General features: G+C 53.0%; 13 protein-coding genes and 1 riboswitch. Of the genes, 9 read left to right on the top strand and 4 right to left on the bottom strand.

Going from position 1 to position 14,673, the window contains the following annotated elements; all coding sequences use genetic code 11:
- Positions 1-41: 41 nt before the first annotated feature.
- Positions 42-959, bottom strand: a complete 918-nt coding sequence (gene panS, locus LC431_RS23600; RefSeq protein WP_037034948.1) for a ketopantoate/pantoate/pantothenate transporter PanS — start codon at positions 957-959, stop codon at positions 42-44.
- Positions 960-1,049: 90 nt separating this feature from the next.
- Positions 1,050-2,438 (bottom strand): lysine-sensitive aspartokinase 3, encoded by a 1,389-nt coding sequence (lysC, locus tag LC431_RS23595; RefSeq protein ID WP_013577377.1) that lies wholly within the window; start codon positions 2,436-2,438, stop codon positions 1,050-1,052.
- Between the two features lie 106 nt (positions 2,439-2,544).
- A riboswitch (Lysine riboswitch) is annotated at positions 2,545-2,734 on the bottom strand.
- Positions 2,735-2,962: 228 nt separating this feature from the next.
- Here lysC and pgi point away from each other — a divergent pair.
- The 4 genes from pgi to ubiA all read left to right on the top strand — a co-directional run bounded on the left by pgi (position 2,963) and on the right by ubiA (position 6,804).
- Complete coding sequence (gene pgi, locus LC431_RS23590) at positions 2,963-4,609, top strand: glucose-6-phosphate isomerase (RefSeq protein ID WP_013577376.1); 1,647 nt, start codon at positions 2,963-2,965, stop codon at positions 4,607-4,609.
- Between the two features lie 250 nt (positions 4,610-4,859).
- Positions 4,860-5,267: a phosphate-starvation-inducible protein PsiE gene (psiE, locus tag LC431_RS23585; RefSeq protein WP_013577375.1), complete on the top strand. Its 408-nt coding sequence runs from the start codon at positions 4,860-4,862 to the stop codon at positions 5,265-5,267.
- A gap of 89 nt (positions 5,268-5,356) precedes the next feature.
- A complete protein-coding gene (gene ubiC, locus LC431_RS23580) occupies positions 5,357-5,896 on the top strand; it encodes a chorismate lyase (RefSeq protein WP_013577374.1) in 540 nt (179 codons plus the stop codon).
- Between the two features lie 41 nt (positions 5,897-5,937).
- Positions 5,938-6,804, top strand: coding sequence for a 4-hydroxybenzoate octaprenyltransferase (gene ubiA, locus LC431_RS23575; protein ID WP_041673175.1), 867 nt, complete (start codon positions 5,938-5,940; stop codon positions 6,802-6,804).
- A gap of 97 nt (positions 6,805-6,901) precedes the next feature.
- Here the strand turns inward: ubiA and plsB are convergent, their stop codons facing one another.
- Positions 6,902-9,385 (bottom strand): glycerol-3-phosphate 1-O-acyltransferase PlsB, encoded by a 2,484-nt coding sequence (gene plsB / locus LC431_RS23570; RefSeq protein WP_013577372.1) that lies wholly within the window; start codon positions 9,383-9,385, stop codon positions 6,902-6,904.
- A gap of 117 nt (positions 9,386-9,502) precedes the next feature.
- Here plsB and LC431_RS23565 point away from each other — a divergent pair, with 117 nt between their 5' ends.
- The 4 genes from LC431_RS23565 to LC431_RS23550 all read left to right on the top strand — a co-directional run bounded on the left by LC431_RS23565 (position 9,503) and on the right by LC431_RS23550 (position 12,661).
- A complete protein-coding gene (locus LC431_RS23565) occupies positions 9,503-9,871 on the top strand; it encodes a diacylglycerol kinase (RefSeq protein WP_013577371.1) in 369 nt (122 codons plus the stop codon).
- Between the two features lie 119 nt (positions 9,872-9,990).
- Positions 9,991-10,599 (top strand): transcriptional repressor LexA, encoded by a 609-nt coding sequence (gene lexA / locus LC431_RS23560; RefSeq protein WP_013577370.1) that lies wholly within the window; start codon positions 9,991-9,993, stop codon positions 10,597-10,599.
- Between the two features lie 298 nt (positions 10,600-10,897).
- On the top strand, positions 10,898-12,262 hold the full coding sequence (dinF, locus tag LC431_RS23555) for an MATE family efflux transporter DinF (protein ID WP_223510387.1): 1,365 nt from the start codon (positions 10,898-10,900) through the stop codon (positions 12,260-12,262).
- Positions 12,263-12,451: 189 nt separating this feature from the next.
- Complete coding sequence (locus tag LC431_RS23550) at positions 12,452-12,661, top strand: CsbD family protein (protein ID WP_013577368.1); 210 nt, start codon at positions 12,452-12,454, stop codon at positions 12,659-12,661.
- Between the two features lie 158 nt (positions 12,662-12,819).
- Here LC431_RS23550 and zur read toward each other — a convergent pair whose 3' ends face one another.
- Complete coding sequence (gene zur, locus LC431_RS23545; protein WP_037035116.1) at positions 12,820-13,329, bottom strand: zinc uptake transcriptional repressor Zur; 510 nt, start codon at positions 13,327-13,329, stop codon at positions 12,820-12,822.
- 262 nt (positions 13,330-13,591) lie between these two features.
- Here zur and dusA point away from each other — a divergent pair, with 262 nt between their 5' ends.
- Positions 13,592-14,599 carry a tRNA dihydrouridine(20/20a) synthase DusA gene (gene dusA, locus LC431_RS23540; protein WP_121019643.1) on the top strand — a complete coding sequence of 336 codons (1,008 nt, stop codon included), beginning with the start codon at positions 13,592-13,594 and terminating at the stop codon, positions 14,597-14,599.
- Positions 14,600-14,673: the final 74 nt, after the last annotated feature.

Genomic DNA, 14,673 nt, shown 5'->3' with positions numbered 1-14,673 from the left:
GAAGGCGCCCGTTTCTTTTCATCTTCTTTTTCGTCTGGAAATCAGTCTTTTTTGACCGGCTTACCGGACCAGTAACCGGCCAGCAAAGAACCTGACAGATTGTGCCATACCGAGAACAACGCGCCCGGCAGTGCGGCCAGCGGGGTGAAATAGATTTTCCCCAGCGTCGCGGCTAAACCTGAATTCTGCATCCCGACTTCCATCGCCAGCGTGCGGCAGGTGGTTTCATCAAAGCCAAACAGTTTCCCGCCCCAGTAACCGCTCAGCAGACCGATGCCGTTGTGCAGGATCACCGCCACAATCACGATCAGCCCCACAGAACCGATAAAGCCCTGACTGCCCGCCACCACGGCGCTGATAATCGCCACGATGCAGACCATCGAGAACAGCGGCAGCAGCGGTTCGATACGTTTCACGGTTTTCGTGAACAGATGATGAATAATCAGACCGGCTAAAATCGGGATGACGACGATCTGCAAAATGCTTAACAGCATGCCTTCCACATCCACTTTAATGTGCGTATCGACATACAGACGCGTCAGCAGTGGCGTGGCGAAAACCCCCACCAGTGTGGAAACTGCTGAAATCGTCACGGAAAGCGCGACATCTCCTTTCGCAAGATAAATCATCACGTTAGAGGCTGTACCGCTGGCAACGCTGCCCACCAGAATCATTCCCGCCGATAAATCTGCCGGCATATGGAACAGTTTTGCCAGCACCCACGCCGCCAGCGGCATGATCAGATAATGCAGGAACGTGGCGGCAGCAACCGGGCCAGGTCGGGAAAGCACGCGTTTGAAATCACCGAATTCGAGAGTGACACCCATCGCGAACATAATCAGCATCAGCAGGGTAGAAACATGCGGGCCGATCGGCGTGAACGTACCGGGCGAGTAATAGGCCGCGACGGATAACAGCACGGCCCACAACGGGAACAGGCGGGTTATTTTGGCTAACATTGAGGTGATCCTTGTCTTTGTTGTTTGCAAAAGTACAGACAAAAAAAGACCGGGCACATGGCCCGGTCTTCTCACATACCGCGCCCGTCATTATTCGAACAGGTTGCGGTGTAGAGTTTTAACGACCTGATCGGCATCGTTGCCCGGCACCAGGAAGCACAGGTTGTAGCTGCTTGCGCCGTAGCAAATCATGCGGATATTGAACGGGTCCAGCACGCCGAACACTTCTTTGCCGACGCCACAGGCCTGGGACAGTTTGTTGCCGATAATCGCAATCAGCGCCAGATTTTCTTCCACTTCCACGCGGCACAGTGAGGATAATTCTGTCAGCAGTGAGGTGGTCAGCAGGCTGTCGCCTGAGGATGTGGAACCGGTGGTATCCAGCGTCAGCGCGACGCTGACTTCGGATGTGGTGATCAGATCCACAGAGATACTGTGGCGTGCCAGAATACCAAACACTTCGGCGAGGAAACCGCGTGAATGGAGCATGCTCAGGCTGTGCAGCGTGACCAGCGTTTGTCTGCGGCGCAGGGCTATCGCGCGGAACAGCGGCGGATTATCGCTGGTATCACACACTAAGGTGCCGCCGCCTGACGGGTCTTTGCTCGAGCCTACAAACACCGGGATACCGCGACGCACCGCGGGCAGCAGAGTGGCTGGATGCAGAACTTTGGCACCAAATGTCGCCATTTCAGCGGCTTCTTCAAAGGCAATGCGGTCAATACGTTTTGCCGCCGGCACCAGACGCGGGTCGGTGGTATAAATCCCCGGAACGTCAGTCCAGATATCCACACGGGAAACGCTCAGCGCTTCACCCAGCAATGCGGCGGTGTAATCGCTGCCGCCACGGCCAAGCGTCGTGGTGCGGCCTTTGCCTTCTGAGCCGATAAAACCTTGTGTGATTACCAGGGCGTCCTGCAAGCGCGGTTGTAGCTGCTGAACGGTTAACTCGCTTAATACCTGCGTATCCGGCTCCGCGCGCCCAAAGCGATCGTTGGTACGCATGATTTTACGTACGTCGAACCATTCCACTGGCACGTTGCGCTGGCGGATGATTTCAACAAACAGCAGGGTGGACATCAGTTCGCCATGGCTCACCAGTTCGTCGGTCAGCGCGGTAGAGGTCGCAAGGCTCGCCGCTTCTGACAGCATGGCGATATTTTCCAGCATGCGGCCGATTTCTTCGCGGATCACGGTGGGATTATCGAGGCGATCGATAATGGCGCTCTGGATGCGGCGAATTTCATCAAGCAGGAACACCCGGCGTTCGGTTTCTTTACCTTCTGCCAGCTCAACTAATAAATTGGTGACGCCCGCAGAGGCGGAGAGAACAACCAGACGCACTTCAGGGCGCGACAGCACGATATCCGCGCTGCGGTTCATTGCGTCGAAATCCGCCACGCTGGTACCGCCGAATTTGGCGACGATGACATTGCCCAAAGGCTGCTGACTGGCGTTGCGGGATACTGCGTGATTCATGTAAAACCTCGTGTCCGGGTCGCCATATCATGACGGCCATCGATTCCATAAGAATTGGCACAAAGGGAAGAGCGGGAAACGGGAGCAGGCGTAGAGATACTACGATACACCCAGAAGCGCCCCACCTAGCCGACACCCTGTTGGGTGTTCCGGTGACAACCCAGGGGATTCAGCCCCTGTAGTCGATCATTTGCCTGCCGTGGGCTTATGATCTCGGCGCCGCTCCCCCTGATGTATCTTCGTAGGATTTCGGCTCCTCCGATACACTGCCTGGGCGACGCGCCTCTTCTGGCTCGCGCATCGAGCGCGCGAGTTAGGCGCTTAGGAATAGCCGTTTATCGCCCGTCTGTCAACGGTCAGGCAATGCATGCGCCACATTTTGAGCGATTCTCATCTAATATTGTTCTCTGTCATTGTGATTAAGCAGATCTAACCTATCGCAAGAAAAGGCATCTCTTCCCGGGAACTTCAGGCTACAATCGGGACAGTTACCTCATATTTATTCTCAGCCTAAGAGCATTGCTATGAAAAATATCAATCCAACTCAGACCGCTGCCTGGCAAGCCCTGCAGCAGCATTTCGACAAGATGAAAGATGTGCAGATTAGCCATCTGTTTGCTGAAGATGGTGATCGTTTCTCCAAATTCTCTGCCACGTTTGAAGACCAGATGCTGGTCGATTTCTCCAAAAACCGCATCACCGCAGAGACGCTGGATAAGCTGCAGGCGCTGGCGAAAGAGACTGACCTTCAGGGCGCAATCAAATCGATGTTCTCTGGCGAGAAGATCAACCGCACCGAAGACCGTGCTGTTCTGCACGTTGCACTGCGTAACCGCAGCAACACGCCAATCGTCGTGGACGGCAAAGATGTGATGCCGGAAGTGAATGCGGTTCTGGCGAAAATCAAAGGCTTCACCGAACGTGTTATCGGTGGCGAATGGAAAGGTTATACCGGCAAAGCCATCACCGACGTGGTGAACATCGGTATCGGCGGTTCAGACCTCGGTCCGTTCATGGTCACTGAAGCGCTGCGTCCGTACAAAAACCACCTGAATATGCATTTCGTCTCCAACGTTGACGGCACGCATATCGCTGAAACGCTGAAGGATTTGTCTCCGGAAACCACGCTGTTCCTGGTTGCATCAAAAACCTTCACCACGCAGGAAACCATGACCAACGCCCACAGCGCGCGTGACTGGTTCCTGAAAACCGCTGGCGATAACCAACACGTGGCGAAACACTTCGCGGCGCTGTCCACCAACGGTAAAGCGGTGAGCGAGTTTGGTATCGACACCGACAACATGTTCGAATTCTGGGACTGGGTCGGTGGCCGTTACTCTCTGTGGTCCGCAATCGGTCTGTCTATCGCGCTGTCTGTAGGTTTCGATAACTTCGAACAACTGCTGAGCGGTGCGCACGCGATGGATAAACACTTCGCGAATACGCCGGCTGAGAAAAACCTGCCGGTACTGCTGGCGCTGATCGGCATCTGGTACAACGATTTCTACGGCACCGAAACCGAAGCTATCCTGCCATACGACCAGTACATGCACCGTTTTGCCGCTTACTTCCAGCAAGGCAACATGGAATCTAACGGTAAGTTCGTTGACCGTAACGGCAACCCGGTGGATTACCAGACTGGCCCGATCATCTGGGGCGAACCGGGCACTAACGGTCAGCACGCGTTCTATCAGCTGATTCACCAGGGGACTAAAATCATCCCTTGTGACTTCATCGCACCGGCCATCAGCCATAACCCGCTGAGCGATCACCACGCGAAACTGTTATCTAACTTCTTCGCCCAGACCGAAGCGCTGGCATTCGGTAAATCTCTGGATGTTGTCGAGAAAGAATTCGCCGATCAGGGTAAAAAACCAGAAGACGTTAAACACGTTGCGCCGTTCAAAGTGTTCGAAGGGAACCGTCCGACCAACTCCATCCTGCTGCGTGAAATCACGCCTTACAGCCTGGGTGCGTTGATCGCAATGTATGAACACAAAATCTTCACCCAGGGCGTGATCCTGAACATCTACACCTTCGACCAATGGGGCGTAGAACTGGGCAAACAGCTGGCAAACCGTATCCTGCCAGAACTGGAAGGTAGCTCAGAAGTGACAGGCCACGACAGTTCCACGAACGGTTTAATCAACCGCTTCAAAAACTGGCGCTAATACCCGTCTTCCTTCGCGCTGCCTCGGCGTTGGCTGCCTTCATGAACCCCGGTCACATACTTGTGTATACTCCCGGGGATTCATTCCCTTGCCGACTGGATCCAGCCCGAATGATTTAGAGGGACAGGTCGAAATATTTCTCAATAAAAGGGTTAGCCTTCACCGGCTGGCCCTTTTTTAATGGCGCTTTTCCTGTGCTGACTCTGTGGTATTCTGCGGGGATTAATAACAAAAGTGGGATGTAGATCACATGGCAGGATCAAAACGGGCATTAATGATATCCGTCATTATGCAGCGAATTTTGAACGTATTCTTATTAGGACTGGCCGCGATCCTGATGATTTTTATCGGGCGCGAAACCTATCATTTAGCAATGGTGTTGTTCGTGAATAACGATCAGTCTTCGTCATATCTGCTCATCGAAGGGATTGTAATTTACTTCCTCTATTTTGAGTTTATTGCCCTGATTATTAAATATTTTTCGTCGGGCTATCATTTCCCGTTACGCTATTTTATTTACATCGGCATCACCGCGATTATCCGCCTGATCATCGTCGACCACAAAAGTCCTTATGACACATTGGTTTACGCCTGCGCGATCCTTGTGCTGGTCGTGACACTGTTTCTTGCCAATAGCGAACGTCTGCGCCGCGAATAAATCAGGCAATTACTGCCTCGCATTGATGCGCTAGAATGCGAGGCAGATAATTCATTGGAGGTATGAATGCCTTCATTACGGAGCCGTTGATGTCTGATCCCCATTCCCCCGAACCATCCCCGATCCACTGGTTTGACGACCCTTCGCAGGTGCCTGCGGATGTGGCTGACTGGCTGATGGAAATGGGGTCCATGACCCGCCGGTTTGAAAAGCAGGGTGTTACCGTCACCGTGAAACCGCAAAATGAATGTTTTGTCAGTCGCGAAGAACTGGGTGAAAGCGAAGCACAGCAGTTGCCGGAAAGTGCCCGTTACTGGATCCGCGAAATCGTGCTGTTTGGCGATGCCGAACCCTGGCTGCTGGGGCGCACGGTCATTCCTGAAGAAACGCTGACCGGGCCGGATCTGGCGCTGGTCGATTTAGGCACGGTGCCGCTGGGGCGCTATCTGTTTAGCGGGAACAACTTGTCCCGCGATTACATTCATTTAGGCCAGTTACACAGTGAGCAGGGAGAATTATGGGCGCGCCGTTCCCGTCTGCGTTTGTCTGACAAGCCGCTGCTGCTGACCGAAATTTTCCTCCCGGATTCGCCGGTTCACCGCCCTGAGGGCAAAGTGAGCAAGGCATGAGTCAGACTAATCAACAAGGAGAACAGAGAGTGTCAGGAAGTATGACGCAGGGCACATGGCGTGATTACTGCCGCCTGATGCGCATTGATAAGCCGATTGGCTCACTGCTGCTGCTGTGGCCAACGTTATGGGCATTGTGGGTCGCGGGGGGGGGAATGCCGTCTGCGAAGATTTTGCTGGTCTTCGTGCTGGGCGTGTTCTTCATGCGTGCCGCCGGTTGCGTGGTGAATGACTACGCTGACCGTAAGTTTGATGGTCACGTAAAACGCACCGCTCACCGGCCATTGCCGAGCGGGGCGATCACCGGCAAGCAGGCGAAAATATTATTTGCCGGACTGGTGCTGGTGTCATTCCTGCTGGTTCTGCTGCTTAACCGCATGACCATTTGGCTGTCTCTGGCCGGACTGGCGCTGGCATGGATTTATCCGTTCATGAAGCGCGTCAGCCATCTGCCGCAGGTGGTTTTGGGCGCGGCGTTTGGCTGGGCAATTCCGATGGCGTATGCCGCTGTGAGCGAAAGTGTGCCGCTTAGCTGCTGGTTAATGTTCGTGGCAAATATCTGCTGGACGGTGGCTTACGATACGCAATACGCGATGGTCGATCGTGACGATGATTTGAAGATCGGCGTGAAATCGACAGCGATTCTGTTTGGTCGTTTTGACACGCTGATCATCGGCCTTCTGCAACTGGCAACGCTGATCCTGATGGGGATTGTTGGTTATCTTTCCCAGCTCAGCGCACCGTTTTACTGGTCGTTGCTGCTGGCTGCTGCGCTGTTTGTGCATCAGCAAAAGCTGATTGCTAAACGTGAACGTGATGCCTGTTTCCTGGCTTTCCGCCAGAACAATTATGTCGGGCTGGTGTTGTTCCTCGGTATTCTGATGAGCCTGTCAGGCTTCAATTTCTAAGTAAGTTAGCCTGCGCGACAACAATTAAAAACGCCCGGACTCTGTAAAAAGTCCGGGCGTTTTGTTTTTTTAATCTGATGTCTGGCGCTAATACGGGTTAATGATCGGTATCGCGTACATCCATCTTCGGTTCAGCCGGTGGCTCCGTTGCTTGCGGCAGCTCAGAAGGCATTCCCGCACTCTCGATAGTTAGCTTGATATCCGGTGTCATCAGGTCGCTGAGCATGAGGTAAATCTCACGCGTTTGTTCCTGAATGGCATCGCCGGTGTCACTGATATAGCCTTCTGCGCGCAGTGTGCCGACCAGCGTCGAGAACACAGCTTTATCGAAGAATTCAGGGGCATTGATACCGTGCAGCACGGATAAACGCTGCGCCATAATCCGGCTCTCTTTTTCCAGTGCCCCGCGGTTGATGCTTGGGTTATTGGTGAGCAGGGAGAAGGTAATCGCGTAACGTTGCAGCGTTTCACGTACGCCAGCCGCCAGCAACTGGAGGGTGCGGATACGGGCCGGATTAAGTGTCAGCTCATCATCTTCAAGGTGAATGATTTGCTGACGCGCCAGTTCCAGCGTCAGAACATCCAGCACTTGTGGCAGCTCAGGCGTATCGAAATGCATAAACAGTTCGGCTTTGAGCATTGGATAAATCAGTTCGACCTGATGCAGTAATTCCGCGCGGCTGACCTGGCGGTGGTGCATCACAATGCTTGAAATCAGTGATGGCAACACCAGCATATGATGGATGTTGTTGCGGTAATACGTCATCAGCACGGCCTGTTCGCGAGGCAGAACGATGATGTCGCCAATGTTGTCTTTCTCAACCTGGAACTTATTCATGTTCAGCGCGTGATCAAGCAACTGGTCAGCGGTCAGATCAGGCACCGTCGAATCCGCGTTGTAAGGCACGTTACGCAGCAATTGCAGATAACAGTCGATTTGCTCGGTCAGCTGTTCGCGTGTCAGTGAACGCTGACGGGAGGCCAGCAGCGCGGTACAACACAAGTTCATGGCATTGGCTGCCGCTGAATTGTTGATGCGCACCATGATCTGTTCTGCCAAATCCTGCACTGTCGGCGTCAGCCAGCTTGGACGTTGTGCTTCGATCGGGTCGATGGCTTCACGCCAGGTTGGCACGTTCTGGTTCAGGTAAGTGGTCAGATGCAGCGGCTCACCGAAGTTCACGTAACCCTGGCCGAGATTACGCAGCTTGCGCAGCCCGTTCAGCATCTGTGTCAGGCTTTCTTTCTCTTTGGTCGCACCGCGTAATTCTTTCGCGTACGTACCCACTTCCATGACGTGCTCATAACCGATGTAAATCGGTACCAGCGTAATCGGACGTGAACCGCCGCGCAGCATGGCCTGAATGGTCATGGCCAGCGTGCCCGTTTTCGGCTCCAGCAGACGCCCGGTTCGCGAACGCCCCCCTTCCACAAAGTATTCCACCGAATAACCGCGGCTGAACAGTTCGCCCAGATATTCACGGAAAACCGTCGAATAGAGCTTGTTGCCTTTAAAGGTTCGACGAATAAAGAACGCACCCAGACGGCGGAAAATCGGGCCAGCCGGCCAGAAATTCAGGTTGATACCGGCGGCAATATGCGGCGGTACCAGACCCTGATGATAGAGCACGTAAGACAGCAGCAGATAGTCCATGTGGCTGCGGTGGCAAGGCACATACACAATTTCCTGACCGTCCAGCGCTAACTGGCGTACACGCTCGGCATTATTAACGTTGATGCCTTTGTACAAACGGTTCCACGTCCAGCTCAGCACACGGTCAGAGAGGCGCACGGCTTCATAAGAGAAGTCAGCGGCAATCTCTTCCATCAGGGCGATGGCGTTTTGTTGGGCTTTTTCGTGGGAAATTTTCTTGCTGCGGGCTTCGTCTTCAATCGCTTTCTCAATGGCTTTTGAGGCCAGCAATTTATTGAATAAATCCTGACGTGCCGGAAGGCGCGGACCAACCGCAGCCAGACGCTGACGGGAGAAATGCATCCGCGCCACACGTGCCAGTTTTTGAGCAATCGTCTTATCTGTGCCGTGTTCCGTCGCCATATAACGCAGGGAAACGGTATTGGAGAAACGGACGAAACTGTCCCGCCCCAGCCACAGCACAGCGAAAAATTTCTGGATACCGTTCAGCACGCGCAGATGCGGCGTGTCGTCCTGACCTTCACGGCCCGGTGCACGACCAAACATTACCGACACCGGCAACATCTGAATGTCTAAATCCGGATTATTGCGGTGCAAATCAAGGTAGTCGTGGAACAGCTTTACGGACTCCTGCTTCGGCGTGTAATAAGAGAATACGCGCGGGCCTTCGGCTATAAAGACATGGCTTGGTAGCAGGGTTCCGTCAATTTCCAGCGGAATAAGAGGATCAGGTAGATTCTGCGCCAGACATTGCGCACGCAACGTCAGCAAATCGGCTTTGGAATTATAAGGTAATACGTACAAAATCGGCCGCGTCGGGTCTAAATGCAACTCGGTAACCGGATCTGAAGGTATGACCTTGCTCTTTACCAGCAATGAGAGTGGTAAATTCAATAATGTGTAATAAAGTCTACGCCAACCTGACATAAAAACGTGAAGCCTCTTGTTAGCAATTTCGCCGCAAGGATACCAGAAAGATCCGTGGAGATCTGTGGTCATATAAAAGCTAAAATGCTGCAAACACTCTAAGGATCAGTACCCGAAATGGCGAACCAAGTCACCGGATTTACCCGAATTTATAAAGCGGCCGGCTATTCCTGGAAAGGATTCAAAGCGGCATGGCAAAACGAAGCGGCATTTCGCCAGGAGGCCAGCGTCGCTATCCCGTTAATTTTACTATCTTTCTGGCTTGATGTCAGCACCATTGAACGTATCCTGCTGGTGGGATCCGTCGTGCTGGTCTGTGTCACGGAGTTGCTCAACAGCGCGGTGGAATGTGCAATAGACCGCATCGGGCCTGAGTTTCATGTGCTTTCTGGTCGCGCAAAAGATATCGGCTCTGCTGCCGTACTTCTGACCATCATATTGGCGATTTTTGTCTGGGTCAGCATCTTTTGGTCGCGATGGTTCTGATTTGGAATCTGCATTCCAGGAATCAACGTTATGCCCTGTTTTTATTCAATCTTAGGTTTTCATTGACCGTTTAGCTGTATATACTCACAGCAAGACTGTATAAACAACCAGGGGGCGGAATGAAAGCTTTAACGACCAGACAACAAGAGGTCTACGACCTTATTCGCGATCATATCTCCACCACCGGTATGCCACCAACCCGCGCAGAGATTGCATCACGTCTGGGGTTCCGTTCTCCCAATGCGGCGGAAGAGCATCTTAAAGCGCTGGCGCGTAAAGGTGTTATTGAGATTGTTTCCGGTGCATCACGCGGCATTCGTCTGCTGATGGAAGAAGAAGAAGGTTTACCGCTGATTGGCCGCGTTGCCGCCGGTGAACCGCTGCTGGCGCAGCAACATATCGAAGGGCACTATCAGATCGATCCGGCAATGTTTAAGCCGAGCGCCGATTTCCTGCTGCGTGTCAGCGGTATGTCGATGCGTGATATTGGTATCCTTGACGGCGATCTGCTGGCCGTGCATAAAACGCAAGACGTGCGTAATGGTCAGGTTGTGGTGGCCCGTATTGATGATGAGGTCACCGTGAAACGCCTGAAAAAACAAGGCAGTGTGGTGCAGTTATTGCCTGAGAACAGCGAGTTTCAGCCGATCGTGGTGGATTTGCGCGAGCAGAATTTCAGCATTGAAGGCTTAGCCGTAGGTGTTATCCGCAACGGCGACTGGATCTGACCTTCGTACTTCGAGCTATCTCTGCGTTGGCTGCCTTCGCGAACCCCGGTCACATACTTGTGTATGCTCCCGGCGTTCGCTTAGTTGCCGCCTTGATATAACGCGAATTACTCGGTCAGATATGACTAAGTCAGAAATTGCTGTGTCAGATAGACAAGACTAAAACTAATTGAATATGGATGGCGGCCGCCTCTGGCATCCATGTGAATTCAAAGAGAAATGCGTTTCTCTCATCATCGCCCCTTTCGGGGCGATGTCATTTACAGGCATAACCTGAACCTCCGGCATGAGATTCTCTATGCAACATCATTCCCTGCGACACACACTCAAAAACACCTTTTTAAGCCCTGCCGATAAAGCGCTCTGGATGCTGGCATTGCCGATGATTTTTTCCAATATCACGGTGCCGCTCCTCGGCCTGGTGGATACCGCAGTGATCGGTCATCTCGACAGCCCGGATTATCTCGGCGGCGTGGCTGTGGGTTCGATGATCACCACTTTCCTTTTTATGCTCTTACTGTTTCTGCGGATGAGTACCACCGGCATGACCGCTCAGGCGCTGGGCGCGAAAGATAATCAGCTTCTGGCGCGTGCTTTTGTACAACCCTTCCTTCTGGCTGTACTGGCGGGCGTCATTATTGTGGTATTCCGTCATCCGCTGATGGAGCTGGCGTTTCACATTGTCGGCGGCAGCCAGCCCGTGCTTGAACAGGCGAGGCTGTTTATCGAAATCCGCTGGTTCAGCGCCCCGGCTTCATTGGCGAATCTGGTGATCCTCGGGTGGTTGCTCGGCATTCAGTACGTTCGCGGGCCGGTGATTTTGCTGATTGCCGGGAATTTGCTGAATATCATTCTGGATCTGTGGCTGGTGATCGGGCTGGGCTGGAACGTGCGTGGCGCAGCCATCGCGACGGCAAGCTCCGAGTATTTCACGCTACTCATCGGGCTGTATTTCGTCTGGCGGGTGATGAAACGACGCGGTATCACCGGCGCAGAAATCACCTCCGCGTGGCGTGGTAATTTGCGCCGTCTTCTCGGGCTTAACCGCGACATCATGCTGCGCTCATTACTGTTGCAGCTTTGCTTTGCATCGCTGACCGTTCTGGGCGCGCGGCTGGGCAGCCACATTGTGGCGGTCAACGCCGTGTTGATGAACCTGCTGACATTTACCGCGTTTGCACTTGACGGTTTTGCTTATGCTATCGAAGCGCATTCCGGTGAGGCATTCGGTGCCCGCAACCGCGAAAAACTGCTGAATGTCTGGCATGCCGCGTGTCGTCAGGCCGGGCTGGTTGCGCTGTTTTTTGCTCTGATTTACGCGCTGGCGGGTGGGGCGATCATTGATGCGCTGACATCATTACCGGAATTGCGTGAGCTGGCGGACCGATATCTTGGCTGGCAAATTATACTGCCGCTGGTGGCTGTCTGGTGCTATTTGCTTGATGGCATGTTTATCGGCGCAACGCGTGGGCGGGATATGCGAAACAGCATGCTGGTGGCGGCGCTGGGGTACGGGCTGACATTGTTCACTTTACCGCTGCTGGGCAATCATGCGTTGTGGCTGGCGCTGACGGTATTCCTCGGGTTACGCGGGATTTCACTGGGCTGGATATGGCGTCGTTACTGGCGGCATGACACATGGTTTTCGTCTCCGTCGCACTGATTTTTCAGCTATTTTCAAAGAAATAAGCGCAGCTTTGTCGTTATTTCATGCTTTAGATTAATCCTAATAGTGGTTTTTATCCCTGTTTAAGGAGGATTAATCGAGATTCTCTACTAACCTTTAAAGTGTTAAGGACGAGCTGCAAGACGAAATGCAGTTCATAAAACCCAAGGTAACAGGAGATATTTTATGAATAAGGACCAAGCCGACGGTAACTGGAAGCAGTTCAAAGGGAAAGTGAAAGAACAATGGGGCAAACTGACTGATGACGACCTGACAGTGGTTGAAGGTAAACGTGATCAGTTAGTCGGTAAAATTCAGGAGCGTTACGGCTATCAAAAAGATCAGGCCGAGAAAGAGCTCAATGAATGGGAAACCAAAAACAAATATCACTGGTAAGACGCGACTCCCCCTCGCGTGCCAGTGACGTATCCTGAGATTTAGCTGCTCCTACCCGGAACGCTTCAGGATACGGGTACACGGATGTACCCAACCTCTTCTCTGTACAAAACATCCTCCTCTTACGAGTCACCTTCAAAACCTTAAAACCCGATCATTCAGCGTTTTTTCACCACAATACTGTGGTCGTGATCGCAATGGTCATGGCTGTCGCAGGTTTCTACTACTTTGCATTCTGCACATAAGCCATGCGCTTCAACGACGGAATGGCGAAGCTCAAATCCGGATTCTAATGACAGTTTTGCCAGACGCTCTTCAATGCCGTCGGTGGTTTTTTCGGTAACTAACCCGCAGCGGTCGCAGATAAACAGCGCAGAAGTATGGCTCGGCTCTTCAAAATGATGGCAGAGAACATAGCTGTTTGCGGATTCAACACGGTGAATAAATCCCTGTTCCAGCAGAAAATCCAGCGCCCGGTAAACGGTCGGTGGTTTCGCCTGAGGTTCGCTTACGCGCAATAGATCCAGCAAGTCATAGGCGCTGATCGCACCGGGTTGTTGCGTCATCAGGCGCAGTACTTCCAGCCGCTGCGGCGTCAGGCGAACATTGCGCTGCTGGCAAAGTTCTTCAGCTTGTGAAAGTAATTTTTCCGGATTATTCAGGGTCATAGCAACGGTCTCTGAGCGCAGATTGGAATGAATAGGCCACATCATGCGACCACCGATGATTTTATCATGCTTGCACCAAAACGACGAATTATGCGCCATTCAGATGTGATGCAACGTCGGCATCCGCCTGCTCAGCGGCACAAGATGCCGAATCTTTGTTCTGTGGTATAATCAGCGATTACCTTCCCTCTGGCGCGAAGCGGGGGGAGCGTCACGAACCCCTTCAGCGAATGTCAGGCCGATGTCAGAAACTCAACACGTAATGCCCCAGACCACTCCCTTTTCCGCCCAGCGTTTTTCCGTTGCGCCGATGCTCGACTGGACCGATCGCCACTGCCGCCATTTTCACCGGCTGATGACCGGCCAGACGTTGCTGTATACCGAAATGGTCACGACCGGCGCCATTATTCACGGCAAAGGGGATTATCTCGGGTTTGGCGATGCAGAACATCCGGTGTCTTTGCAGCTTGGTGGCAGCAATCCGGCTGATCTGGCGCATTGCGCAAAACGGGCGGAAGAACGTGGTTATGACGAAATTAACCTCAACGTCGGTTGCCCGTCAGATCGCGTGCAGAACGGCATGTTTGGTGCCTGTCTGATGGGGCAGGCGTCGCTGGTGGCTGACTGCATCAAAGCCATGCGCGACGTAGTCTCAATTCCGGTCACGGTTAAAACGCGAATCGGTATTGACGATCAGGACAGCTACGAATTTCTGTGTGATTTCATCCGTCAGGTTTCAGAAAACGGCGGTTGCGATACCTTCATTATTCATGCGCGTAAAGCCTGGCTTTCGGGCCTCAGTCCGAAAGAAAATCGTGAAATTCCGCCGCTGGATTACCCGCGCGTATATCAGCTCAAGCGTGATTTCCCGCACCTGACCCTGGCAATTAACGGCGGTATCAAAACCCTCGAAGAAGCCAAAACGCACCTGCAATATATGGATGGCGTGATGGTGGGGCGTGAGGCTTACCAGAATCCGGGCCTGTTGCTGAATGTGGATCGCGAGCTGTTCGGCTCTGATGCGCCGCTGAAAACCGGGCCGGATATTATCCGCGCGCTGTATCCGTATATCGAAGCGGAACTGAGCAAAGGTACTTACCTCGGTCACATCACCCGCCATATTCTTGGTCTGTTCCAGGGGGTGCCGGGCGCGCGTCAGTTCCGTCGTCATCTGAGTGAGAATGCGCATAAAGCCGGCGCGGGCATCGATGTGGTCGAACAGGCGTTGCAGATGGTTGCTCAGCCGCAGGAAGTGGTGGCGCAGGCATAAAAACAGGGTGAGTAAAATCGCTATCTGTTAGTCAAATTTACTATCTTTTCGCAGGCCATTCGTGCCTGCGAATT

It is taken from the genome of Rahnella sp. GSA61A, assembly GCF_019969905.1.
GTDB classification, from domain to species: Bacteria; Pseudomonadota; Gammaproteobacteria; order Enterobacterales; family Enterobacteriaceae; genus Rahnella; species Rahnella aceris.
The sequence above is the reverse complement of the archived record's forward strand: the minus strand, read 5'-3'. Positions and strand labels throughout refer to the sequence as shown.